Source organism: Sulfitobacter undariae (genome assembly GCF_014196805.1).
Lineage (GTDB): Bacteria > Pseudomonadota > Alphaproteobacteria > Rhodobacterales > Rhodobacteraceae > Sulfitobacter > Sulfitobacter undariae.
Genome location: NZ_JACIEI010000004.1, coordinates 20,625 through 44,567, shown reverse-complemented (window position 1 = coordinate 44,567; position 23,943 = coordinate 20,625). Strand labels below are relative to the sequence as shown.

Genomic DNA, 23,943 nt, shown 5'->3' with positions numbered 1-23,943 from the left:
TGCGTGGTTTAATCTACAAAAATATAATAGTGGCGGTGAGCAATTATAATGAAGCGATTTAAGTCGAAAACCGCATTGGGTTTGTCATTGATGGGCATTGGTGCGCTCTTTCCTGTGAACACTGTCGCGCAAGATGCAGAGGTGTATTCCAAACCTGCTGATCGCACGACCCTGAACTTGTACGGAACGTCAGGCGTGATTGATATGCCCTCTGCCGAGATGTTGCCCGACGGCGAGATCGCAGTTGGTGTTTCCACTTTTGGCGGCACAACGCGTACAACACTGACCTTTCAGGCAACGCCGCGCATTCAAACAAGTTTTCGCTATTCAGGTATAAAAGACGCCACATTTAGCACCTTTGACACCTACCGTGACCGTAGTTTCGATGTCCGCTTTCTGTTGAACCGCGAAAGCCGTCTTTTACCCGCAGTGACCGTTGGACTTCAGGATTTCGCAGGCACGGGCATTTACGCGGGTGAATTCATCACCGCGACCAAAAACTTCTCTGGCGGACGTGTGCCGGGCACCGTGAAAGCAACCGTTGGTTTGGGGTGGGGGCGTCTTGGGAGCTCTGGCGCGATTGGCGCACCTTTCGGGTCCGATCGTGCGGTGTTTCAATCTGGTGATACGGGAGGGGAGTTTTCGGTTGATCAGTGGTTCCGCGGCGAAGCAGCACCGTTTGCTGGCCTCGAATGGCAGATAAACGACAAATGGGGTGTCAAAGCCGAGTATAGTTCGGATGCTTATGATCTGGAAACTCGAAGTGACATCTTTGACCGTAAGTCCCGCTTCAATTTTGGTGTTGAATATCAGGTCTCGAATGCTGTCCGATTGGGTGGCTACTACATGTATGGGTCCGAGTTGGGGCTGAATGCCCAGTTTTTGTTGAATCCGGCCCGCCCGATAGCACCGGTTCGGATTGCTGCACCGCGTCCTTACAAAATCCGCCCCAGCCGACGTGCGGACCCAGAGGCATATAGCCGGGATTGGGCCGCATCACAGGCAGAAGCCTCGGTTGAGGTGCGTGATGCTCTGATTCCATTGCTGGAGGCCGAAGGGCTGACGTTGATTGAGGCGCGTACCAGCGCGTCAACCGTTGAGGTGCGTTATTCAAACGAGCGTTACGGTGCTGGCGCGATTGCGGTTGGCCGCGTGGCGCGTTTGTTGGCTGCGATTATGCCTGCTTCGGTTGAAACGTTCCGCATTGTGCCTGTTATAGATAATCTAGCTCAATCTACAGTTGTGTTGCGGCGTTCGGATTTGGAAGCCTTGGAGGTTTCCCCTAACGCGCCTGATGCGCTGTTGGCTGTGACCGGCTTTGAAGCCGCTGCCCCGCGTTTGCCGGGAAGCGCACGCAATGAAGCGCTGTTCCCGACTTATAACTGGTCGATCAGCCCCTATCTTTCACAACGATACTTTGACCCCGATGATCCGGTTCAGATCGAAGCAGGTTTGCAGCTAAACCTTTCCTTTCAACCAGCTCCGGGCTGGAAGATTGCGGGTCAACTACGCCACAATCTCGCCGATAGCTACAGCGATAAAGCCCGCTTCAACACGTCGCGCCTTGAACATGTTCGTACAGATGCGGTCGAATATGACGCCGGCGGGGCAACTTCCGTTACACAACTTTACGCCAGCAAACAATGGAAGGCAGGGCCTGATTTATATGCTCGCATGTCGGCTGGCTATCTTGAAAGGATGTTCGGCGGCGTTTCTGCAGAAGTTCTTTGGAAACCGGTCGCAAGTCGTTTGGCACTTGGAGCCGAGCTTAATTATGCAAAGCAAAGAGCATTCGATAATATGCTGGGCTTTCAGGATTATGGGGTCGCAACTGGACACGTCTCTGCATATTACGAATTTCAAAACGGTTACACAGGTCAGCTTGATGTCGGGCGCTATCTGGCGGGTGATGTGGGTGCAACGGTCACACTGGAGCGCGAATTTGACAATGGCTGGAAAGTCGGCGGGTTCTTCACTCTTACTAATGTTTCAAAAGAAGATTTTGGCGAAGGTTCATTCGACAAGGGGATCAACATCACTGTTCCTACCAGTTGGTTGCTAGGTAAGCCCGACACCCGTCTGCGACGGACGTCGATTAGGCCTTTGACGCGTGATGGTGGTGCGCGCCTCTCGGTCCCCGGCAGATTGTACGAGCAGGTACGTAGCGGTCATCGTGAGCAGCTTGTTGAAACTTGGTCTGGAGTATGGGAATGACGCTTTTGTTTACGCGTAGACTAGCTTCTATTTTGGTGCTGAGTTTACTTGCTTCTTGCGGCAATGAAAAAAATGAACAAGCCGGCACAACAGCTAAAACTTTGTTGGGTGCTGTAAAGGAATACACCGAAACACGCCGCGAAGGGCCACGACCCAAGACAGTCGTCACACCTGAAATGTTGGCGCAAACAAACGGCGCCGCATTGCAGGCGAATCCTGAGCAAAAGGGCGGCAGTGATTTTCTACGCCGCGTCGCAGTAAGAAATGATTCGTCAATTGGGGCGGTGGAAATCTGGAATTCCTCCGATAGTGCCCAGGTTTTCCTCCGAAATGGCGTTGTTGTTGGTACACGTGGCATTGGTGGTGACATAATTGCTGCAGATGCGAGCATGACTGTTCGCGCACTGAATGCGCGGTCTGGCGCGACAGGAGTTCGAACCTACACGATTTCAGATGGCGACACGACTACAACGGAATTTAGGCTTCGTTGCAAGGTGAAGAATCTTGGAGCTGAAAATATTTCCATTGTAAATCAAATGATTGCAGTGGATTTCCTGAGGGAAGATTGTGTCGGCGGTCCGCGCGGAGATACCATAGTCAAGAATGATTATTGGGTGCAGCGGGGGACAGGATTGGTACGTAAATCACGTCAGTGGATGGGGCCGAACACAGGATATTTTGAATTTATTTTGCTCAAGAATTAGGCCAATATGTAACACTTGGCGAGAGTTAGCCAATTATGTATAACTGTAAGTACATACGAGTTGTTATGAAGACCGTATTCAGCTAAATACAATTTGAACGGGGACATGTCCCCAACGAGTTTTAAAACAGGATGATAAAAATGCTTAAGACACTCTCAGTAGCCGCTCTTCTCGCCACAACTTCCACAGTAGCTTTCGCTGGTTCCTTGGCGCCATACGAAGAAACTGTTGTTGAAGACAAAGGCGTCTTCGTACCAGCAACTGGTTCCGGCATCGGCGCACCAGCAATCATCGGTGGTGTTGTTGCAGCAGTTGCAATCGCAGCTTTGATTAGCAATGACGACGACGACAAGACAGCTGGAACGACAGGAACGACAGACTAAAACTCAGCACTAGTTGCGAGTAGAATAGCCTCTCCTGTTGGAGGGGCTATTTTCGTTTAAGTGGGACTCTTCGCTCCACAATTCTTTCAAAGAGAATTCCGACAGTTGGACAAACGCCTTCTTTCATTTGGCCACGGTTACAGCGCCCGTGCACTTGCCGCGCGGCTGGTGCCTGAGGGATGGCATATTGTGGGTACGACTCGCAGCGCAGATAAGCTTGCGGAGATCGCTGCCACGGGTGTGGAGCCTTTGCTTTGGCCAGGAAGTGATCCCTCGGCACTGATTGACGAATTTCCGAATGTTGTGATCTCTGCGGGGCCAACGGTAGATGGTGATCCTGTATTGGCCGACTGTCATGTGTCGTTTGTGCGGGCAGCATCCAAGATTCGCTGGTTGGGATATCTCTCGACGACGGGCGTCTATGGCGATCATGCTGGCGGCTGGGTGGATGAAGAAACGGCCCTAAATCCGGCAACACGGCGCGGTATTGCACGCGTGAACGCTGAAAAAGCATGGGCAAACATCCCTGACCTGCCTTTACATATCTTTAGACTGGCGGGCATCTATGGCCCCGATCGCGGTCCCTTTGCCAAGGTCCGCAATGGAACCGCGCGGCGTATTATCAAAGAGAATCAGGTGTTCAGCCGGATCCACGTTGAAGATATCGCCCAAGCCTTGGAGTTGTCGCTGAATGCGCCATCGTCGGGTAGCATCTATAATCTGTGTGATGATGATCCCGCACCGCCGCAAGACGTGATTGCGCATGCCGCAGCGTTGCTAGGCATGCCAGTCCCGCCCGCTATTCCTTTTGAGGAAGCGGACCTGACGCCAATGGCGCGAAGCTTTTATGCCGAGAGCAAACGTGTCCGTAACGACCACGCCAAAGCCGCGCTGGGGTGGCAACCGAAGTATCTCGACTACCGCAGCGGTCTTGCTGCAATGCTGGGGCAGACCAAAAATTAGCAGATTCAGGCTATTCAGGTAGAGTATTTGTGCAGACTGAGTGGCATTGATCTAATGTGCCATCTTCGCCTTGCTCTCAGCCCATTGCGACACCATATAAAACCTAATCGACATCGACGGAGCCCCAATGTCACCGATGCAAAAGCTAACCGAATTTTTGGAATCCAACCGTGTCCGCAACTTCATTCTATCGGTGATTCTGCTAAATGCAGTTATTCTGGGACTGGAAACCTCTAAACAGGTGATGGAACGGGTTGGCGGTTTGATCCTGTTTTTGGATCAGCTTTGCCTCGCAATTTTTGTGGCAGAGTTGGTTGCGAAGCTGATTGCTTACCGTACTCGGTTTTTCCGCAATGGCTGGAACATCTTTGACTTTATCATCGTAGGTATTTCGCTGGTGCCTGCTGCGCAGGGCTTTTCCGCGTTGCGTGCATTGCGGATACTGCGGGTTCTACGTGTCATCTCGGTAGCGCCCAATCTGCGCCGTGTTGTTGAAGGATTTGTGACCGCCTTGCCGGGTATGGCCTCCGTGTTTTTGCTGATGGCGCTGATCTTTTACATCGCGGCTGTGATGGCTACAAAATTGTTTGGCAATGCATTCGGGGAATGGTTCGGCACTTTGGGTGCTTCGGGGTATTCGCTGTTCCAGATCATGACGTTAGAGAGCTGGTCAATGGGGATCGTACGCCCTGTGATGGAGGTTTATCCGCATGCTTGGATGTTCTTCCTGCCCTTTATCATGGTCACCACCTTTGCCGTGGTGAACCTATTGGTGGGCTTGATCGTCAACTCCATGCAGGATGCGCACCAAGAAGAATCGGTGGCTAGCACTGACGCCTACCGTCTTGAGGTGAATGCAAAACTGGATGCCTTAGAGGCGAAGCTGGATTTGTTGATGGCAACGCGCAAAGACTAGGCTCTCTGCGCGCCGATCTGTGAAATGCCCAATGTGTGCAGCACTTTGGCTTCGATCTGTTCGGCGTTCATGCCTGCAACAGCGTACATATCGGCTGGGTTTGCCTGATCAATAAAGATATCGGGAAGCACCATAGAACGGAATTTCAGCCCGTGGTCGAACACACCTTCATCCGCCAAAAGTTGCGCCACATGGCTACCAAAACCGCCCACAGCGCCTTCTTCGACCGTAATCAGCGCTTCGTGATCGCGGGCAAGTGATAGGATCATGTCGCGGTCTAGCGGCTTGGCAAAGCGTGCATCGGCGATGGTGGGCGTGATGCCTTTGGCCGCAAGCGCCTCGGCGGCTTTTTCGACCTCTTCAAGGCGGGTGCCGAACGACAGGATTGCCACGCGCTTACCTTCACGGATCATCCGGCCTTTGCCAATTTCCAGCGGCGTGCCGCGTTCGGGCATTTCTACGCCGCGCCCTTCGCCACGTGGAAAGCGGAAGGCGATTGGTCCGTCGTCATGGGCAGCAGCGGTGGCGACCATGTGTTTCAGTTCGGCCTCATCTGCGGCGGCCATCACAACGAAACCTGGTAGGTTTGCTAGGAATGCGACATCAAACGATCCTGCATGTGTTGCCCCATCGGCACCGACAAGCCCCGCACGATCAATTGCGAAACGAACCGGCAGGCGTTGAATCGCCACGTCATGCACAACCTGATCATAGCCGCGTTGCAAAAATGTTGAGTACATCGCGCAAAACGGCTTCATCCCGCCAGCGGCAAGGGCAGCGGAGAAGGTGACGCCGTGTTGTTCGGCAATGCCCACATCAAAGCAACGCGAGGTATAGCGTTCCATAAACTTGTTCAGGCCCGTGCCGTCAGGCATCGCGGCCGTTACGGCGCAAATTTTATCATCATCAGCGGCTTCTTGTAGCAGGCTTTCAGCAAAGACATTGGTATAGCTGGGCGCATTGCTGGGCGCTTTTTTCTGCTCGCCTGTGATGACGTTAAATTTGCCTGTGGCGTGGCCTTTGTCGCGTGCGGCTTCGGCGGGGGCATAGCCTTTGCCCTTTTTGGTCAACACATGGATCAGGATTGGCCCAGTGGCCCGCGCCTTGACGGTGCGCAGCACGGGCAGCAACTGGTCCATGTCATGCCCGTCAATCGGGCCAAGATAGCTAAAGCCCAACTGTTCAAACAAGGTGCCACCAACGGCCATGCCCTTAAGCATTTCTTTGGCGCGTTTGGCGCCTTCACGGAAGGGATAAGGCAACAGGCTGACCGCGCCTTTGGCGGCAGATTTCAGTTCCTGAAAGGGCTCTTCGGCATAAAGACGGCTGAGGTAGGCGGACATGGCGCCAACGGGGGGGGCGATGCTCATCTCGTTGTCATTGAGAATTACAATCATCCGCTTTTTCAAATGGCCCGCGTTATTCATCGCCTCATAGGCCATGCCCGCAGACATGGAGCCATCGCCGATCACGGCAATTGCATCGCCCAAGCCTTCGGGCACAACACCACCCAGATCACGCGCCACGGCAAAGCCAAGCGCGGCGGAAATGGAAGTAGAGCTATGGGCTGCACCAAAGGGATCGTAAGGCGATTCGCTGCGTTTTGTGAAACCGCTCAGACCATTTTCCATACGCAGGGTACGGATACGGTCACGCCGTTCGGTCAGGATTTTATGAGGATAACATTGATGCCCCACGTCCCAGATGATCTTGTCACGCGGGGTGTCAAAGACCGCATGCAGCGCCACAGTCAGTTCAACCACGCCAAGCCCTGCGCCCAGATGCCCGCCTGTCACAGAGACAGCCGAGATCGTCTCATCACGCACTTCGCCAGCCAGCTGGGTCAGCTCGCGGTCCGATAGGGATTTCATGTCGGCAGGGCGTTTGATCCGGTCCAGCAGCGGCGTTTGTGGCGTGTCGGTCATCTGTTTTTCCCTAGCTTTTGCGCGCAACCACAAATTCTGCGGCCTCGCGTAGCGTGTCTGCCTGCGTTCCATAGGCTGATAATACGTCACAGGCCGATGTCACAAGAGTTTGCGCGCGTGCTTTGGCACCTTCAAGGCCCAGTAGTGACACGAATGTGGCTTTGCCAGCATGTGCGTCTTTACCGACAGCCTTGCCAACGGTCGCTGCGTCTCCCTCAACGTCAAGGATATCATCGGTGATCTGGAAAGCCAGACCAAGGTCGCGGGCATATTGCCCCAATGCGCAGGTGTCCGCCTGTGCCATATGCGGGCCCGCGGTCGCTGCCCACTCTATCAATGCGCCTGTCTTGCCAGCTTGTAACACGCTAATCTCGGCCAAGGTCAAAGGGGCGGCAGCGGTCTCCGCCGCGATGTCCAGCGCTTGGCCGCCGACCATGCCGCGCACGCCAGAGGCCTGCGCCAGCGTTGTGATCAACCGTAGCCGTGCCGCATCGGGACAACCTGTCTGGGTGACCAATTCAAACGCCAGCGTTTGGAGCGCATCCCCCGCCAGAACGGCGGTGGCGTCGTCCCATTTGCGGTGCACAGTGGGTTGGCCGCGACGCAGGTCATCGTCGTCCATGCAGGGCAGGTCATCATGCACCAAAGAATAGGCATGCAGCGCCTCGATTGCGGCGGCGGAGGGTGCGGCGTTTTGCGGTTCTATGCCGTGCAAACGTGCGCTTTCCATCACCAGAAAGGCACGCAAACCTTTGCCGCCTGTCGTCGCGTATAGCATCGCCTCACGGATCGGCCCCTGCGTGCCGTCCAGAGATGCCGCGATCTGCGCACTGGCTAGATCGCCTGCGTTTTTTAATGCCTCAGCAAAGCCGGTCATGGTTACAGGCCTTCGACGGGCTTTAATCCGGCGGGGTTTCCGTCGCCGTCCAGCGTGATGGCAGCAACTTTTTCTTCGGCTTCTTTCAGCTTGGCTTCGCAACGGGCCTTCAACAGTGCACCACGTTCATAGAGCGTGATGCTTTCGTCCAGCGCCACATCGCCGCGCTCCAGTTTACCCAGCACTGCTTCCAGTTCGGCCATCGCGGCTTCAAAGCTCATCTCTTCTACGGGGGTATCGCTCATCATCTTCACTTTCGTCAATTTCGCGATGACCATACTGGCACCGTCGCCGCAAGGCCAGTGCGGGGAGGGGGGTACACCCTATTATTGGGTGTAATTTGAGACATGGGTTTTGCCCTCATCTGACCTTAGTCAGGAGCCAACATATATCCCGCGCCACGCACGGTTTGCAGATAGCGCGGTTGTTTGGGGTCTTCTTCGATCTTGCGGCGCAGGCGGGTGATTTGCACATCAACAGCACGTTCTTGTGCTTGCCCTCTGTCGCGGCCCAACTCTTCTACCAGATTCGCACGGCTCAAGGCTTCACCCGGTTTGGCCGCGAAAATTTTCATCAGTTGGATTTCTGTGGCCGTCAGGCGCACCAGTTCTTCGCCTTGCCACATCTCGCCGCGTTCTTTGTCATAGCGGATGCTGCCTAGGTGCATCACTTTGGGCGCTGTGTCGGGTTGAATTGCTTCGGGTACCCTGCGCAGTACGGCATTGATCCGCAGCAACAACTCTTTTGGCTCAAAAGGTTTGGCAAGGTAATCATCCGCGCCTGCTTCCAGCCCTTCTATCCGGTTGTCGGTATCGCCTTTGGCGGTCAGCAACAGGATCGGGGTGGTCATTGTTTCGCGCAAGGACCGTGTGAGGGTGAGGCCGTCTTCGCCCGGCATCATCACATCAAGGATGATCATGTCGAATTGCAGCCCCGCAAGAACACGCCGCGCATGGGCGGCATCGCGGGCGGCGGTGACAAGGAAACCGTTGCGAATCAAGAATTTCTGCAAAAGCGTGCGAATACGCTCATCGTCATCAACGATCAGAATATGGGCGTCAGAGCTGTTCATGATGCGCTGTCCTTTAGGCGGCTATAGCTGGAGCGCATTTCGCCGTCCATCATTGCTTCCAGTACGGTACGAAATCCGGCAACCGCTTCGGGGCCAGCATCGCGGAAGGCCGAGCGCATGCGGGCGCGTTGGGCGTCTGATAGTGTTTGTTCCAATGTGCGTCCTGCCTCTGTGAGGTTAAGGTGCCGTTCACGTTTATCCTGTCGGCCTACCTTGCTTTCTACCAGACCATCCGCAATCAGCGTACGCAATACACGGTTCAGCGATTGCTTTGTAACGCCAAGGATATTCAGCAGGTTATTCACCGTTGTTCCCGGCGCGCGTCCGATGAAATGGATCGCGCGATGATGTGCCCGACCATAGGCCATGTCACCCAAAATTCTGTCAGGATCGGCGGTGAAACCACGATAGGCAAAGAACATCGCCTCTATGCCTTGTCTAAGCTGCTCATCGGTTAGAAACAGCAATGCTTCGCCGGTTGAGGGGCTGGAGGGCCGTCTGTCCATGGGTCGTCTCCCCGCGTAAATATAGCGGCCACTTTATGTCAGTGTTGTTGACACTCCAACCCTGAAAGAGTACGAAAAATTAGGATTTGCGTAATTTTATGTCGAATGGCGGATGATTGACGCAATATTTGGAATAATTGTGAGGAATTTGAGATGGCTGGCGGATATGATGATCGGGACGGGTTCATCTGGATGGATGGGGTTATGGTGCCGTGGCGCGAGGCAAATGTACATGTGCTGACCCACGCACTGCATTATGCTTCCTCTGTGTTTGAGGGTGAGCGGGCCTATAACGGCAAGATTTTCAAAAGCCGTGAGCATTCAGAGCGGCTTAAGCGGTCAGCGCAATTGATTGATTTCGAGATCCCTTACACTGTGGATGAAATTGAGGCCGCGAAGGCCGAAGTTTTGAAGGCATCAGGTTTGAGCGATGCATATGTGCGCGCAGTTGCGTGGCGCGGTGCAGGCGAAGATATGGGCGTTGCCTCGGCGCGCAATCCCGTGCGTATGGCGATCGCGGTTTGGGAGTGGGGCGCCTATTATGGCGACGCCAAGACCAAGGGGGCCAAACTGGACATCTCCAAATGGAAACGCCCGTCACCAGAAACCATCCCAAGCCACGCTAAAGCGGCGGGTCTCTATATGATCTGCACGATGTCCAAACATGCGGCAGAGGCCAAAGGCTGTTCTGACGCAATGATGTATGACCACCGTGGCTATGTGGCCGAGGCGACAGGCGCGAATATCTTCTTTGTTAAAGACGGTGAAGTTCACACGCCGACGCCTGATTGCTTTCTCAATGGTATCACCCGTCAAACGGTGATCGGGATGCTGAAGGATCGCGGCGTCAAGGTGCATGAGCGCCATATCATGCCCGAAGAACTGGCGGGTTTTGAACAATGTTGGCTGACAGGCACGGCTGCTGAAGTGACCCCAGTTGGTCAGATCGGTGACTATACATTTGAAGTCGGCACACTGACGCGTGAGATTGCCGATAGCTATGAAAAGCTGGTGCGTAGCTGATCAGACCGTAAACAGTAACTACCAGCCCACACAAAAGCGGCTGGTAGTTAGATTTTTGAGGAAAGAAGCTTAAAAATCGACGCCGCGTTGGGCTTTGATCCCTGCTTTGAACGGGTGCTTTATTTCGGTCATTTCAGTAACCAGATCAGCATATTCACATAGCTCGGGCTTGGCATCACGGCCTGTCAAGATCACGCCAGTGCGCTTGTCGCGGGCATCTAGCCCAGCAATCACATCCTCAACCGACAGATACTCATAGCGCATTGCGATGTTGATTTCATCCAAGACAACCAGATCATAATCGCCGCTTGTCATCATCTCGCGGCCTTTGGCAAAGGCTGCCTGCGCTGCGGCGATGTCGCGGTCTTTATCTTGGGTGTCCCAGGTAAATCCTTCGCCCATGGTATGCCATGTCACGTCCCCCAGCTGGTCAAAGAACAGCCGTTCGCCGGTTTTCCATTTACCTTTGATAAATTGGATCACGCCCACTTTCTGCTTCCAGCCCAAAGCCCGTACAACTACGCCAATAGCGGAGGAAGATTTACCTTTGCCCTTGCCCGTATGCACTAATACGAGGCCCTTTTCAGGGTCTACCAATTCAGACACGCGCGCGCGTTTGTCCGCCTGAACTTCTTGCATCTTTTGTTTGTGATCGGTGCTGTCGGTCATCGGTGGCTCCGTTAAGTTAGGGTTAGGATTTAGGTTCGCTTACGGCACGTACTTTGGCCCGTTCCATGCCAAGCTGGCGTTCCCGCCAGATCACAATCGCGCCTGCTATGATGACAAGGCTAGACCCCGTCAGCATCAGCGCGGTGGGCAGCTCGTCGAAGACGAAATAGCCCAGAATGATCGCAAAGAGCATGGAGGTGTATTCGAAAGGGGCTAACATCGATACCGTACCAAAGCGATAGGAAGAGGTGATGAATATCTGCGCAATACCGCCGATGACACCAGCCGAAATGAGCAAACCTGTTGTGTTTGCATCAGGCACAGTCCAGCCGAACGGCGCTGTCAGCAACGAGAGCATGGTTGCAGTGACAGAGAAATAGAACACAATCGCGGCTGTATGTTCTGTCTGGGCCAGTTGGCGCAAATGGATTTGTACCAAGCTGCGCAGCATCGTGGCCGCAAGGATGAGCATAGCGCCCAAGGTCGCCATCTTGTCCATTTCTGTACCGCCAAAACGCGGCCACAAAATGATGATTACCCCGATCAGCCCTACCAGAACGGCACTAACACGGAACAGCCGGATACGTTCGCCCAGCATGATTGCGGCAAGAATGACGGTAAAGATCGGGGTGGCAAATCCGATGGCGGTGACTTCGGGCAGCGGCAGCAGCCCAAGCCCCGAGAATGTCAGTGCCATGGCGCTGGTCCCAAAAACGCCGCGCCAGACATGGCCCATTGGGTTCTTTGTCTTGAGGCCGACACTCAGTTGCCCACGCTGGGCCAACCAGATGAGAATGACAGGAATGGCAAAGAGAGAGCGGAAAAAGACAGCTTCGCCTGCGGGGACATCATCTGCTGTCGCCTTGATGATTGCGGACATGCAGGTGAACAGGAAAATCGCGCTGAGTTTTAGGGCGATCCCTAGTGCGGGTTTAGCTGATGAATCCTCTACCTTCATTGTGGATTATGGTTCATGATTGCGGCCCGATGACGCCGCGGTTTTGGCCGATCTGACCACGGTGCAGCAACAGATGGTCAAGGATCACGCAGGCCATCATTGCTTCGCCCACAGGCACCGCACGGATACCGACGCATGGGTCGTGGCGGCCTTTGGTGATGATCTCGGTTTCTTCACCTGACTTGGTGATCGTCTTGCGGGTGGTCAGGATGGACGAGGTGGGTTTGACGGCAAACCGCACGACAATGTCTTGCCCCGTGCTGATCCCGCCAAGGATGCCGCCTGAGTGGTTGGAGGTATAGGCAGGCTGCCCATCGTTACCCATGAAAATCTCGTCTGCGTTCAACTCGCCTGTGAGCATCGCGGCGGACATGCCTTCGCCGATCTCGACTCCTTTGACGGCATTGATGCTCATCATGGCGGCGGCAAGATCAGTGTCTAACTTGCCATAAACGGGCGCGCCAATGCCTGCGGGCACATTGCGTGCGGTGATTTCGATGATCGCCCCGACAGACGATCCCGATTTGCGCAAGCCGTCCAGATATGTGGCCCAATCGGTTGCGGCCTGTGCATCTGGAACCCAAAAGGGGTTCTGTTCAATCTGGTCCCAGTCAAACGCATCGCGGTTGATTTTATGTGGACCCATCTGCACCATATAGCCAGTGATCTGCACATTCGGCGCAATCGCTTTGATTGCTTCACGGGCCAAACCGCCTGCCGCAACGCGCGACGCAGTTTCACGCGCAGAGGATCGCCCGCCGCCACGGTAATCGCGGATGCCGTATTTCTGGAAATAGGTGATATCCGCATGGCCCGGCCGGAATTTATCTTTGATATCACCGTAATCTTTTGAGCGTTGATCGGTGTTTTCAATCATCAATTGGATGGGCGTGCCCGTGGTGACACCCTCAAACGTGCCAGACAAAATCTTTACCTCATCCGCCTCACGGCGCTGGGTGGTGTATTTGTTTTGTCCCGGTTTGCGCTTGTCTAGCCACTGCTGGATCATCTCTGGCGTGATTTCCACGCCCGGAGGGCACCCATCAACTGTTGCGCCCAATGCAGGACCGTGGCTTTCGCCCCAAGTAGTGACGCGGAAAAGATGGCCAAAGCTGTTCATCGACATGGGCGGTGCTCCTTTGTCCCCTGACTTAGCTGGGGTGGGGCGGTGTCTCAAGGGGTTTTGACTTGCCAATGTGCCGTGGCTCTCCTAGCTGTGTGCATACCTCGGGGGGCCTTGCGCGTCGGGACTTTGAAAGCGACTGTTTTTGAATTCCCGTAAATGTTGGGCTGAGAGTGCGAAAGCTGACCCGTAGAACCTGAACCGGTTAACACCGGCGGAGGGAAGGTCTGGATAGGTTTCCACAACTTTCTGACGCCGCAATTTGGAGGATGCTATGAAGTATCTCACGTTTGCGACTGCAACACTGGCGGCTACGGCGGCCATGTCTGACACACCTGAACTAACCGTCTATACCTATGACAGTTTTGTCAGTGAATGGGGCCCGGGCCCTGCGATTGAAAAGGCGTTTGAAGAAACCTGCGCCTGCGATCTGAAAATGGTCGGCTTGGGCGATGGGGCTGCGCTGTTGGCGCGGCTCAAGCTGGAAGGCGCGCGCACCGATGCGGATGTCGTGATGGGGCTGGATACCGCGCTGATCGCTGCGGCCAAAGAAACGGGCCTGTTCACTGAAACCTCCGTGAGCGCGGAATATACCTTGCCTGTTGAGTGGACCGATCCGGTTTTTGCACCTTACGACTGGGGCTATTTCGCCTTTGTGCATAACAAGAGTCTGGACACTGTACCTGCGAACTTTAAGGAACTGGCCGAAAGCGATCTGAAGATTGTGATCCAAGACCCACGTTCGTCTACGCCCGGTTTGGGCCTGCTGTTGTGGGTCAAAGCGGCCTACGGCGATGAAGCTCCTGCGATTTGGGAGGCATTGGCCGATAATGTGGTCACAGTCACCAAAGGCTGGTCCGAAGCTTATGGCCTGTTTTTGGAAGGCGAGGCTGATATGGTGCTGAGCTATACCACATCGCCCGCCTATCATTTGATTGCCGAGGAAGATGACAGCAAAGCTGCTGCTGCGTTTGATGAAGGCCACTTTATGCAGATCGAAGTTGTGGGTGCTTTGGCGGGGTCAGATCAGCCAGAGTTGGCAAAAGAATTTTTGAACTTCATGGTTTCGGATGCAGCGCAGACGATCTTGCCGACCACCAACTGGATGTACCCTGCGGTAACCCCATCTGCTGGCCTGCCAGCAGGGTTTGAGACACTCACTGTGCCGGAAAAAGCACTGGACATCGCCGTGCAAGATGTGCCCGCGATCCGCGAAGAGGCTTTGGCCGAATGGCTCAAGGCGCTGTCGCAATAAGTCGCGTTTCGATCAGTCCAAAAACGGGGATCAGTGCTGCGCTATTGGTGCTGGCGCTGATCCTTTTGGCGCTGGTTGCGGTGCTGAGCCGTGCTGACGCAAGTACAGGTTTGGGCGCAGGTGACTGGGCGGCAATTCGTTTCACCGTGGCACAAGCGGCGTGCTCCTCGGTCTTGTCGGTTCTGCTTGCTGTGCCTGTTGCACGTGCCTTGGCGCGGCGGCGGTTTATTGGGCGCGGTGCCTTGGTGACGCTGCTGGGTGCGCCGTTTATTTTGCCTGTGATTGTTGCTGTGCTGGGCCTGCTGACGGTGTTTGGACGCAGTGGGTGGATCAATGGGGCGTTGGAGGCTTTGGGCCTGCCAACAGTCTCTATATATGGATTTCACGGCGTGGTTTTGGCGCATGTGTTCTTTAATATGCCACTGGCCACACGGTTGCTGCTGCAAGGGTGGCAAACTATCCCCGCCGAGCGGTTCCGCCTGTCTGCGCAATTGCGCCTGACCCCACGTGCAATGTTTCGAGCGGTGGAATTGCCGATGCTGGGACAAGTGGTGCCGGGGGCGTTGGCACTGGTGTTTGTGATTTGCCTGACCAGTTTTGCCGTGGCGTTAACGTTGGGCGGTGGCCCCCGTGCGACCACGATTGAATTGGCGATTTATCAGGCGTTCCGTTTTGATTTTGATCTGGGCCGTGCGGCGCTTTTGTCGCTGGTGCAACTGGTGCTGGCGGGCGGGATTGCGTTGCTGGCGTTGCGGTTTGTGCCGATGGTCTCTGTGGGCGGCGGGTTGGATCGCTTGATGCCCCGTTGGGATGCGCAGGGTGGTATGCAGCGTGTTGTAGATGCTGGCGTTATTACGCTGGCGGCGTTGTTCTTGCTGGTACCTTTGGCCGCCGTTGTTATGCGCGGGCTGTTGGGTCTGCCTGTGATGCCTGTTTCGGTCTATCACGCAGCGGGCGTTTCTGTGGCCGTGGCGCTGGGGAGCATTATCGTGCTCTTGGCGCTTGCCTTGCCCATGGCGGGCTGGATCGTGAGCCGCAAAGGAGGCGGTATGGAGGCGATTGGGCTGTTGGGCCTGTCTGCTTCGCCACTGATGATTGGGACGGGGTGGTTTATTGTCATCAACCCTTATGCGGACCCGTTTGATTTTGCCTTGCCTGTGACGGTGTTGGTCAATGCGATGATGGCGCTGCCCTTTGCGTTGCGTATTCTGGTGCCGCCGATGCGCGATGCGGTGCAGGCATATGGACGGCTGAGTGTGATGTTGGGGGTTACAGGCTGGAAACTCTGGCAGGTGCTGTTGTTGCCGCGCCTGCGCCGTCAGATCGGTTTTGCTGCGGGTCTGACAGGGGCCTTGTCGATGGGGGATTTGGGTGTGATCGCCTTGTTTGCTGATCCAGAGCGTGTGACGCTCCCCTTACAGATGGTGCGCCTGATGGGGGCCTATCAGATGGATGCGGCGGCGGGGGCGGCTTTGGTGTTGCTGGTGCTGAGCCTCGGGGTTTTCTGGATTTGTGACAAAGGAGGACGCGGGTGTGCTGAAACTTGATCAGGGTTTGATAGCGCAGGGTGATTTCCAACTGCGGGCAGATTTCACGCTGGAAGCGGGGCGGAACTATGCGGTGATTGGTCCGTCTGGTGCTGGTAAATCCACGCTGCTGGCTGCGCTGTGCGGGTTTGTACCGCTAGCGGCAGGTAAACTGCTGTGGGAAGGGCGTGACATTACCGATGCTGCACCGGGTGCGCGCCCTATGACGATGCTGTTTCAAGATAATAACCTGTTTCCGCATCTGAGCGTTTTGCAAAATGTGGCGCTGGGGCTGCGGCCTGATTTTCGGATCGTGGCCAAAGATAAAGAACAAATTATGGCGGCGCTGACACAGGTGGCTTTGGCCGATTATGCGCAAGTTAAACCGGGTAAACTGTCAGGTGGTCAACAAAGCCGTGTTGCGCTGGCGCGGGTGTTGGTGCAGGCGCGGCCATTGGTGCTGCTGGATGAACCGTTTGCAGCGTTGGGGCCTGCGCTGCGCAATGAAATGCTGGACCTTTTGAAAGCTACAATTGCCCAGACGGGTGCAGCCATGGTGATGGTGACACACGCGCCCGAAGACGTGCGGCGGATTGCGGATGAGGTGATTTTTGTGGAAGGCGGTCAGGCGCTGGCGCCACGTCCGGCGGGGGCATTAATGGATGATCCCCCGCCAGAATTGCGCGCTTATCTTGGGTGAAGCACTTGCGCTTTTAGGATGCGATAATCGTCAAAGCGGCACGTGCTGCTTCGCGGCCTTTTTCGACAAAATGCGCGCGGTAGATTTCATTGTGGTGGTCTGTTTCTTGATAATGGTGCGGCGTAAGTGAAACGGACAGCACAGGCACGCCCGTATCAAGACCAACACGCATCAGCCCGTCAACCACAGCAGCGGCCACAAAATCATGACGGTAAATCCCGCCATCGACCACAAAGGCGGCGCAAATTACGGCATCATATTTACCTGTTTTGGCAAGCTGTTGTGCTTTTAGTGGCATTTCAAACGCGCCGGGAACGTCAAACACATCGGTTTGTGCGTCCTGCGTCAGTTCGGCAAAGCCGTCATAGGCGCGGTCTACAATGTCTGCATGCCATTGTGCTTTGACAAAGGCGAAGCGGGCGGGGGTGTCTGTCATGGGTATCTCCTTTAGGTTCAAACACGTCCACCCAAGGCGATTACAGCCCCACAGCCGCACCACGTGGCGCGTCACAGGTCTGTATTCTCTTCCATCCGGACTCTAACCGTCGGCTCCGGCATTTCACCGGATCTGCTGACCCTGTGCCGCTCGCGGGAGAAACACAGGCGCTCGCGGGCTCGGGGGGTTCCCCCCATACCGCCGGTGGGGAATTTCACCCCGCCCTGAGAATAAGCACAGATTGCCAACTATGCCCGACCTCTGCAATAGCTGATCACAGGATATTTTCAGGAGGGCGCGATGCACCCCAATCAGATTTTTCATGACGCAGGGCCAGATCGTAACATTGCTTTTGCGCGGGCGCGGGGTTTCGGTATTCTGGCGGTGAACGCGGATGATGGCCCTTTCCTCAGCCATATCCCATTTTCATTAAATGAAGATGCCAGCAGCGCAGACCTGCATTTGGTACGCTCTAACCCTATCGCCCGAATGGGTGATGGGCCGCACGCCGCCAAAATTATCGTGTCGGGGCCTGACAGCTATGTGTCGCCTGATTGGTATGGTGTGGCGGATCAGGTGCCCACATGGAATTACATCGCTGTGCATTTGACGGGTACATTGCAACGGTTACCGCAAGACATGATACGCGACGTGCTGGACCGTCAATCCGCCGATTTTGAAACGCAACTGCTGCCCAAGACGCCGTGGACAACAGACAAAATGATGCCAGAGGCTTTGGAAAAAATGATGCGGATGATTGTGCCGTTGCGCTTTACTGTGACAGGTGTGGATGGCACGTGGAAACGGGGCCAGAACAAGCCGGAAGAAGTGCGCCTTGCGGCCGCGGAACAGATGGCAACGCATGGGATTGGTAGCGAAACGGCGGTGATGGCCGCAATGATGCGTGATCTGGATCAGATGTAATCCGCAGTTGCTTTGCTCCGTTTTCAGGTAAAGAGTGGCAGGCAAACTTGCCCAGCAAAGGAATGCCCGCATGAAACTTTTTTACGCCGCCACCTCTCCCTATGTGCGCAAGGTGATGATTCTGCTCGAAGAGACGGGCCAGCTTGATGCTGTTGAGCTGATCAATACCGCGACAACCCCTCTGGCGGCTGATGCTGCGCTTTTGGCGAAAAATCCTTTGGCCAAAGTTCCTGCGCTGGAGCGGCCAGATGGCCCGACACTTTATGATAGCCGCGTGATCACGGCCTATCTGGATGCACGTGGTGGCGACAAGCTGTATCCGCAAGGATCGCGGCGCTGGGATACTTTGACGTTGGAAGCCACAGCAGACGGAATCCTCGATGCGGCCATTTTGATGGTCTATGAGACACGCATCCGTCCGGAAGACAAAAGAATGCCAGAATGGGTGGATGGCCAATGGGATAAGGTTTCGCGCGCTGTCGCCGCCTTGAACACCCGCTGGATGAGCCACCTGAACGGGCCGTTGGATATGGGGCAGATTTCTGTCGCTTGCGCCTTGGCTTACCTTGATTTCCGCCATGACACACGTGATTGGCGCAAAGGGAATGACGGGCTGGCGACATGGTTTGCCGCCTTCGAATCGCGGCCTTTTATGAAATCTACCGTGCCTCCTGCGGCATAATTCAAGTGGCGGAGTAGCAAAACAGTGTGGATTTTCGGCAAGTGCGCGGCTTTACGCGTCTAAACCATCTGGACGACACCGACACTGCAAGTTAGATACCGCTTCAATATCGGGCGCTCTGGGACAAGTGCGTCTTTATACCTGTTGGCCCATATCGGGCCCAATTACGGAGAAACCGACGTGTCACAAGCAGATGATATCGAAGGCAGCCGGAGGGATTTCCTCTATTACGCCACCGCAGGTACAGGCGCCGTGGCCGTGGGTGCAGCTGTTTGGCCATTGGTCAATCAGATGAACCCATCGGCTGATGTGCGTGCCCTGTCTTCTATTCGCGTTGATGTGGGTGGCATTGAGCCGGGTACACAATTGACAGTCAAATGGCTGGGCAAACCTGTATTTATCCGTCGCCGCACTGCCGAAGATATTGCGACAGGCCGCGCCGTTGAGATGTCCGAGCTTCCTGACCCGAACGCGGAAAACGAAAACATTGCAGGTGACGCACCCGCAACGGATGAGAACCGCACAATGGACGAAGCTGGCGAGTGGCTGGTGATGATGGGTGTATGTACGCACCTTGGTTGCGTTCCAATCGGTGACGGTGCTGGCGACTTTGGCGGCTGGTTCTGCCCTTGCCACGGTTCGCACTATGATACGGCTGGCCGTATCCGCAAAGGTCCCGCGCCGAAAAATCTGCCCGTTCCGGTGGCAGAATTTATCGACGAAACCACATTGAAACTCGGTTAAAGGAAACAACACATGTCTGGAATTCCTCACGACCATTACGAGCCAAAGACCAAAGGCGAAAAGTGGATTCACACGCGCCTGCCCATCGTTGGCCTGATGTATGACACGCTGATGATCCCCACGCCGAAGAACCTGAACTGGATGTGGATCTGGGGCATCGTTCTGACCTTCTGTCTGGCCCTGCAAATTGTGACGGGTGTCGTTCTTGCGATGCACTATACGCCACATGTTGATTTGGCTTTCGCCAGCGTTGAGCACATCATGCGCAACGTAAACGGTGGCTATATGATACGTTATATGCACGCAAACGGCGCATCGCTGTTCTTTATTGCGGTTTATGCGCATATCTTCCGTGGCCTGTACTATGGTTCATACAAAGCCCCACGTGAAATCACGTGGATCATCGGCATGCTGATTTATCTTCTGATGATGGCAACCGGCTTTATGGGCTACGTTCTTCCTTGGGGGCAGATGTCCTTCTGGGGTGCGACTGTGATCACCGGCCTGTTTGGTGCGATCCCGCTTGTGGGTGAACCGATCCAGACGCTGCTGCTGGGCGGACCTGCTGTGGATAATGCCACGCTGAACCGTTTCTTCTCGCTGCACTATCTGCTGCCGTTTGTGATTGCCGGTCTGGTTATCCTGCATATTTGGGCCTTCCACACTACGGGCAACAACAACCCGACAGGTGTTGAAGTACGCCGCACATCTAAAGAAGAAGCCGAAAAAGACACGCTGCCATTCTGGCCCTACTTTGTGATCAAAGACCTGTTTGCGCTGGCCGTGATCCTTGTGGTGTTCTTTGCTGTTGTCGGCTTTATGCCAAACTATCTTGGCCACCCGGACAACTACATCGAAGCAAACCCGCTTTCGACACCTGCGAATATTGTCCCAGAATGGTACTTCCTGCCTTTCTACGCGATCTTGCGTGCCTTCACAGCCGAAGTCTGGGTGGTTCAAATCGCTTCCTTTGTGACTGGTGGTATCGTTGACGCCAAGTTCTTTGGTGTACTTGCGATGTTCGGTGCGATTGCCGTCATGGCTGTTGTACCTTGGCTGGACACCAGCCGCGTGCGCTCGGGCCGTTACCGTCCGATGTTCAAGTGGTGGTTTGGTCTGCTGGTTGTCGATTTCTTTGCGCTGATGTGGCTGGGTGCCATGCCTGCAGAAGAACCTTATGCAAGCTTCTCACTGATCGCTTCTGCCTATTGGTTCGGTTACTTTCTTGTGATTCTGCCGCTGCTCGGCGTGATCGAAAAACCGTTGGCGCAGCCTGAGACGATCGAAGCCGACTTTGACGCGCATTATGCGCCAAAAGCTGGCAACACGACCACCAGCGTGAAATCTGCGGAGTAAATCGATATGAATATGATCAAAGCAACTCTTCTCTCCGCCGTATTGGCTCTGACCGCACCTGCTGCATTTGCAGCGGGTGGCGGCGGCAAAAAGATCGATGACATCGACTTTTCCTTTGACGGTCCTTTTGGCAGCTATGATGTGAACCAACTTCAACGCGGCTTGCAAATCTACACTGAGGTTTGTTCTGCTTGTCACGGGTTGAAGCAGGTCCCAATTCGGACGCTTGGCGATGCGGGTGGCCCAAGCCTGCCAGAAGATCAAGTGATCCAATATGCTAAGAATTTTGAAGTATTCGACGCCGAGCTTGACGACTTCCGTCCTGCGCTTCCGGTGGATCACTTCCCAAAGTCATCCATCTCAAATGCGCCTGACCTGTCATTGATGGCAAAGGCACGTGCGGCCTTCCATGGCCCATATGGGCTGGGTATTAACCAGCTGATGAAAGGCACCGGCGGTGCCGAATATATTGCTACGCTTTTGCATGGCTATACTGGCGAGGAAAAGACACAGGCGGGTACGACGCTCTATGAAAACCCGTATTTCCCGGGTGGTTGGATCGCGATGGCACCGCCGCTTTATGACGAAGCGGTTGAGTTTCAGGATGGCAGCGAAAACAATATCGAAGCCATGTCGGAAGACGTTGCTGCGTTCCTGATGTGGACGGCTGAACCTAAAATGGGCGCGCGCAAGCAAGCCGGTTTTGCGGGTGTGCTGTTCCTGACGCTGCTGTCGGTTCTGCTGTATCTGACAAACAAACGCATCTGGGCACCAGTTAAATACAAAGACTGATCTGACCAGATACCGAAAACAAAACGCCCGCCAAGTCCTGCTTGGCGGGCGTTTTCATTTCTAAACGGGCTGGGGTTAGGCTGTGAGCCGTGTGCCTTGCAGCCCAGTGATCTGTGTCCGCACAATTGACCCTTCTTGTTGCGGGGATGTGAAATCTACTTCCGCAAATTGGGCCGTACGACCCATCGTCGGGTTCTCCATCAGAACGTCATGCAATTGACCCACTTGCGCGCCCAGGTGGCGCTGAACCTGCGCATCACCCGCTGCACGAAGTTGTGCGGCGCGCGCTTTGATCGCCGCGCCATTCACGGCTGGCATGCGGGCAGCAGGGGTGCCGATACGGGCTGAGTAGGGAAAGACATGCAGCCAAGTCAGGTCACAGTCCTCAACCAACTTGAGCGAGTTGGCAAACATCGCGTCGGTTTCTGTGGGGAAACCCGCAATGATATCTGCACCAAAGGTCATATCTGGGCGCAGTTTGCGCGCTTCGGTGCAGAACGCAATGGCATCGTCGCGCAGGTGGCGGCGTTTCATGCGCTTGAGAATCATATCGTCGCCGTGTTGTAGGGACAGGTGCAAATGCGGCATCAATCGCGGCTCGGTTGCGATGGCCTGCATCAGGTTCTCATCCACCTCAATGGAATCAATTGAACTGATCCGCAGGCGGGGTAAATCGGGAATCAATCGCAAGATTCGCATCACCAGATCACCCAAACGCGGTGCCGCAGGTAGGTCAGCGCCCCAAGAGGTCAGGTCAACGCCTGTCAGCACAACTTCGTTATAGCCTTTGTCGACCAGCCGTTTGATCTGATCCACCACAACGCCGGCAGGAACCGAACGGGAATTGCCACGGCCATAAGGGATGATGCAGAAAGTACAGCGATGGTCGCAGCCATTCTGGACCTGAACATAAGCGCGGCTGCGGGTGCCGAATCCGTCGATCAGATGGCCCGCTGTTTCGGTGACAGACATGATGTCATCAACCTGAAGTGCTTCTGTTTCGCCGATGAAGTCAGCGGCCAGCCCATGCCACGTCTCACCCAACATCTTTTCGGTATTACCGATCACCACATCCACTTCGTCCATGGCGGTGAAGGTTGCGGGTTCGGTCTGTGCGGCGCAGCCTGTGACGATCAGGCGGGCGTTTGGATTGGCTTTGCGAAGTTTGCGAATGTCTTGGCGGGCTTTGCGCACGGCCTCGGCGGTGACGGCGCAGGTGTTGACCACAATCGCATCACGTAGGCCAGCTTCGTCAGCCAGTTCTTTCATGGCTTCCAGTTCGTACTGGTTCAAACGGCAGCCATGGTTTGAGAAAACAGGCGCAGTCATGAGCAGCTCGCGATAAATTCAGCAGTGAATGTACCATCGGCGACATGCATTGTCTCACCTGTCATCCAGACGCCATCTTCGCGCCAGTCAATGTGCAAGGTGCCACCGTCCAGATCAATGCGCACAGCGCGCCCTGTGAGGCCCAACCGTGCTGCTGCAACGGCTGTGGCGCATGAGGATGAGCCTGAGGCCAGTGTCACGCCCACACCGCGCTCCCAGACGCGCATGCGGATGTGATCCTCGCCGATGATTTGGGCGACTTGCACGTTGGTGCGCTGCGGATAGAGGGGGTGATGTTCATGCATGGCGCCGAAAGCGGCAAGATCAATGGTAGCGACGTCATCCACGAAAAATGTGCAATGGGGATTTCCCATGCCCGTCGCAACAGGTGTACCTTCGATGGGAAGGGCCAACGTGTCGATCGGCTCGGCCAAAGGTACCTGATCCCACTCAAGCTGCGGGTGGCCCATGTTAACTGAGGTCATGCCGTCGCCAGCATCCACCGCAAACAGATCGCCACGATCCGTCGTCAGGTGCAATGACTGCGCGCCTGTGGTGTCCATCAGGTAGCGCGCAATGCAGCGGGTGGCATTGCCACAGGCGGCAGATGTTGAACCATCGGCGTTGTAAAACGTCAGATGGGCATCGCCTGCACCTTTGGTGATGACGGTCAGTTGATCGAATCCGATTCCCTTCTGTCGATGGGCAATGGCACGGACAATATTTTCAGTCAGCTCTAATTCATCAGCACGAGCATCGAACACGACAAAATCGTTTCCAAGGCCGTGCATTTTCATAAAGGGTAATAGGGGGCGTTTTTTATGGGTCATTCGGCGGATATAGCGGTAGCGCGCAGTTTATTCCAG

Annotated in this window: 25 protein-coding genes and 2 riboswitches; of the genes, 14 read left to right on the top strand and 11 right to left on the bottom strand. The window is 55.1% G+C overall.

The window, feature by feature from the left end; all coding sequences use genetic code 11:
- Window positions 1-48: 48 nt before the first annotated feature.
- From GGR95_RS08245 to GGR95_RS08225, 5 genes are all read left to right on the top strand, one after another.
- Window positions 49-2,214 (top strand): YjbH domain-containing protein, encoded by a 2,166-nt coding sequence (locus tag GGR95_RS08245; protein ID WP_184564704.1) that lies wholly within the window; start codon window positions 49-51, stop codon window positions 2,212-2,214.
- Entirely contained in the window at window positions 2,211-2,918 is a 708-nt protein-coding gene (locus tag GGR95_RS08240) for a YjbF family lipoprotein (RefSeq protein ID WP_184564701.1), read from the top strand. The genes GGR95_RS08245 and GGR95_RS08240 overlap by 4 nt, the downstream gene beginning before the upstream one ends.
- Before the next feature lie 140 nt (window positions 2,919-3,058).
- Window positions 3,059-3,301 (top strand): hypothetical protein, encoded by a 243-nt coding sequence (locus tag GGR95_RS08235; RefSeq protein ID WP_184564699.1) that lies wholly within the window; start codon window positions 3,059-3,061, stop codon window positions 3,299-3,301.
- 105 nt (window positions 3,302-3,406) lie between these two features.
- A complete protein-coding gene (locus GGR95_RS08230) occupies window positions 3,407-4,264 on the top strand; it encodes an SDR family oxidoreductase (RefSeq protein WP_184564697.1) in 858 nt (285 codons plus the stop codon).
- A 136-nt stretch (window positions 4,265-4,400) separates the two neighbouring features.
- A complete protein-coding gene (locus GGR95_RS08225) occupies window positions 4,401-5,180 on the top strand; it encodes an ion transporter (RefSeq protein WP_425506389.1) in 780 nt (259 codons plus the stop codon).
- Here GGR95_RS08225 and dxs read toward each other — a convergent pair.
- From dxs to GGR95_RS08200, 5 genes are all read right to left on the bottom strand, one after another.
- On the bottom strand, window positions 5,177-7,105 hold the full coding sequence (gene dxs, locus GGR95_RS08220; RefSeq protein WP_184564693.1) for a 1-deoxy-D-xylulose-5-phosphate synthase: 1,929 nt from the start codon (window positions 7,103-7,105) through the stop codon (window positions 5,177-5,179). The two genes, GGR95_RS08225 and dxs, sit on opposite strands and share 4 nt — an antisense overlap.
- A gap of 10 nt (window positions 7,106-7,115) precedes the next feature.
- The gene (locus GGR95_RS08215; protein ID WP_184564691.1) at window positions 7,116-7,982 is read right to left on the bottom strand and encodes a polyprenyl synthetase family protein; all 867 of its coding nucleotides are present in this window, start codon (window positions 7,980-7,982) and stop codon (window positions 7,116-7,118) included.
- Between the two features lie 2 nt (window positions 7,983-7,984).
- Window positions 7,985-8,227, bottom strand: coding sequence for an exodeoxyribonuclease VII small subunit (locus GGR95_RS08210; protein ID WP_184564689.1), 243 nt, complete (start codon window positions 8,225-8,227; stop codon window positions 7,985-7,987).
- A gap of 125 nt (window positions 8,228-8,352) precedes the next feature.
- Window positions 8,353-9,054 (bottom strand): response regulator, encoded by a 702-nt coding sequence (locus GGR95_RS08205; RefSeq protein WP_184564686.1) that lies wholly within the window; start codon window positions 9,052-9,054, stop codon window positions 8,353-8,355.
- Window positions 9,051-9,560 carry a MarR family winged helix-turn-helix transcriptional regulator gene (locus tag GGR95_RS08200; protein ID WP_184564684.1) on the bottom strand — a complete coding sequence of 170 codons (510 nt, stop codon included), beginning with the start codon at window positions 9,558-9,560 and terminating at the stop codon, window positions 9,051-9,053. Before GGR95_RS08200 ends, GGR95_RS08205 begins: the two co-directional genes overlap by 4 nt.
- 153 nt (window positions 9,561-9,713) lie before the next feature.
- On the opposite strand from GGR95_RS08200, the gene GGR95_RS08195 reads away from it, so the two are divergent.
- Window positions 9,714-10,583 carry a branched-chain amino acid aminotransferase gene (locus GGR95_RS08195; protein ID WP_184564682.1) on the top strand — a complete coding sequence of 290 codons (870 nt, stop codon included), beginning with the start codon at window positions 9,714-9,716 and terminating at the stop codon, window positions 10,581-10,583.
- A gap of 69 nt (window positions 10,584-10,652) precedes the next feature.
- On the opposite strand, the gene cobO is transcribed toward GGR95_RS08195, so the two are convergent.
- From cobO to aroC, 3 genes are read right to left on the bottom strand one after another with little or no spacing between them, the layout of a single operon-like run.
- On the bottom strand, window positions 10,653-11,252 hold the full coding sequence (cobO, locus tag GGR95_RS08190; RefSeq protein ID WP_184564680.1) for a cob(I)yrinic acid a,c-diamide adenosyltransferase: 600 nt from the start codon (window positions 11,250-11,252) through the stop codon (window positions 10,653-10,655).
- Between the two features lie 22 nt (window positions 11,253-11,274).
- Entirely contained in the window at window positions 11,275-12,210 is a 936-nt protein-coding gene (locus GGR95_RS08185; RefSeq protein WP_184564678.1) for a DMT family transporter, read from the bottom strand.
- A gap of 13 nt (window positions 12,211-12,223) precedes the next feature.
- Window positions 12,224-13,336 carry a chorismate synthase gene (aroC, locus tag GGR95_RS08180; protein ID WP_184564676.1) on the bottom strand — a complete coding sequence of 371 codons (1,113 nt, stop codon included), beginning with the start codon at window positions 13,334-13,336 and terminating at the stop codon, window positions 12,224-12,226.
- A 92-nt stretch (window positions 13,337-13,428) separates the two neighbouring features.
- A riboswitch (TPP riboswitch) is annotated at window positions 13,429-13,573 on the top strand.
- 34 nt (window positions 13,574-13,607) lie between these two features.
- Here aroC and thiB point away from each other — a divergent pair.
- From thiB to GGR95_RS08165, 3 genes are read left to right on the top strand one after another with little or no spacing between them, the layout of a single operon-like run.
- Window positions 13,608-14,588, top strand: coding sequence for a thiamine ABC transporter substrate binding subunit (gene thiB, locus GGR95_RS08175; RefSeq protein ID WP_184564674.1), 981 nt, complete (start codon window positions 13,608-13,610; stop codon window positions 14,586-14,588).
- Window positions 14,564-16,135 (top strand): thiamine/thiamine pyrophosphate ABC transporter permease ThiP, encoded by a 1,572-nt coding sequence (locus GGR95_RS08170; RefSeq protein ID WP_184564672.1) that lies wholly within the window; start codon window positions 14,564-14,566, stop codon window positions 16,133-16,135. The genes thiB and GGR95_RS08170 overlap by 25 nt, the downstream gene beginning before the upstream one ends.
- Window positions 16,122-16,814, top strand: a complete 693-nt coding sequence (locus tag GGR95_RS08165) for an ATP-binding cassette domain-containing protein (protein ID WP_184564670.1) — start codon at window positions 16,122-16,124, stop codon at window positions 16,812-16,814. Before GGR95_RS08170 ends, GGR95_RS08165 begins: the two co-directional genes overlap by 14 nt.
- A gap of 13 nt (window positions 16,815-16,827) precedes the next feature.
- On the opposite strand, the gene GGR95_RS08160 is transcribed toward GGR95_RS08165, so the two are convergent.
- Window positions 16,828-17,250: a 6,7-dimethyl-8-ribityllumazine synthase gene (locus GGR95_RS08160; protein ID WP_184564668.1), complete on the bottom strand. Its 423-nt coding sequence runs from the start codon at window positions 17,248-17,250 to the stop codon at window positions 16,828-16,830.
- A gap of 79 nt (window positions 17,251-17,329) precedes the next feature.
- Window positions 17,330-17,486, bottom strand: a riboswitch (FMN riboswitch).
- 64 nt (window positions 17,487-17,550) lie between these two features.
- Between GGR95_RS08160 and GGR95_RS08155 the strand changes: the two genes are divergently transcribed.
- The 5 genes from GGR95_RS08155 (at window position 17,551) to GGR95_RS08135 (ending at window position 21,748) form a co-directional block, all read left to right on the top strand.
- On the top strand, window positions 17,551-18,174 hold the full coding sequence (locus tag GGR95_RS08155) for an FMN-binding negative transcriptional regulator (RefSeq protein WP_184564666.1): 624 nt from the start codon (window positions 17,551-17,553) through the stop codon (window positions 18,172-18,174).
- 70 nt (window positions 18,175-18,244) lie between these two features.
- On the top strand, window positions 18,245-18,856 hold the full coding sequence (locus GGR95_RS08150; protein ID WP_184564664.1) for a glutathione S-transferase: 612 nt from the start codon (window positions 18,245-18,247) through the stop codon (window positions 18,854-18,856).
- A 180-nt stretch (window positions 18,857-19,036) separates the two neighbouring features.
- Window positions 19,037-19,600, top strand: a complete 564-nt coding sequence (gene petA, locus GGR95_RS08145) for a ubiquinol-cytochrome c reductase iron-sulfur subunit (protein ID WP_184564662.1) — start codon at window positions 19,037-19,039, stop codon at window positions 19,598-19,600.
- A 12-nt stretch (window positions 19,601-19,612) separates the two neighbouring features.
- Window positions 19,613-20,956: a cytochrome b gene (gene petB, locus GGR95_RS08140; protein ID WP_184564660.1), complete on the top strand. Its 1,344-nt coding sequence runs from the start codon at window positions 19,613-19,615 to the stop codon at window positions 20,954-20,956.
- Between the two features lie 12 nt (window positions 20,957-20,968).
- Window positions 20,969-21,748: a cytochrome c1 gene (locus GGR95_RS08135; RefSeq protein ID WP_184565047.1), complete on the top strand. Its 780-nt coding sequence runs from the start codon at window positions 20,969-20,971 to the stop codon at window positions 21,746-21,748.
- Window positions 21,749-21,823: 75 nt separating this feature from the next.
- Here GGR95_RS08135 and mtaB read toward each other — a convergent pair whose 3' ends face one another.
- Both mtaB and dapF read right to left on the bottom strand, forming a co-directional pair.
- A complete protein-coding gene (gene mtaB / locus GGR95_RS08130; RefSeq protein WP_184564658.1) occupies window positions 21,824-23,077 on the bottom strand; it encodes a tRNA (N(6)-L-threonylcarbamoyladenosine(37)-C(2))-methylthiotransferase MtaB in 1,254 nt (417 codons plus the stop codon).
- Window positions 23,074-23,907, bottom strand: a complete 834-nt coding sequence (gene dapF, locus GGR95_RS08125; RefSeq protein WP_184564656.1) for a diaminopimelate epimerase — start codon at window positions 23,905-23,907, stop codon at window positions 23,074-23,076. The genes mtaB and dapF overlap by 4 nt, the downstream gene beginning before the upstream one ends.
- Between the last annotated feature and the right edge of the window lie 36 nt (window positions 23,908-23,943).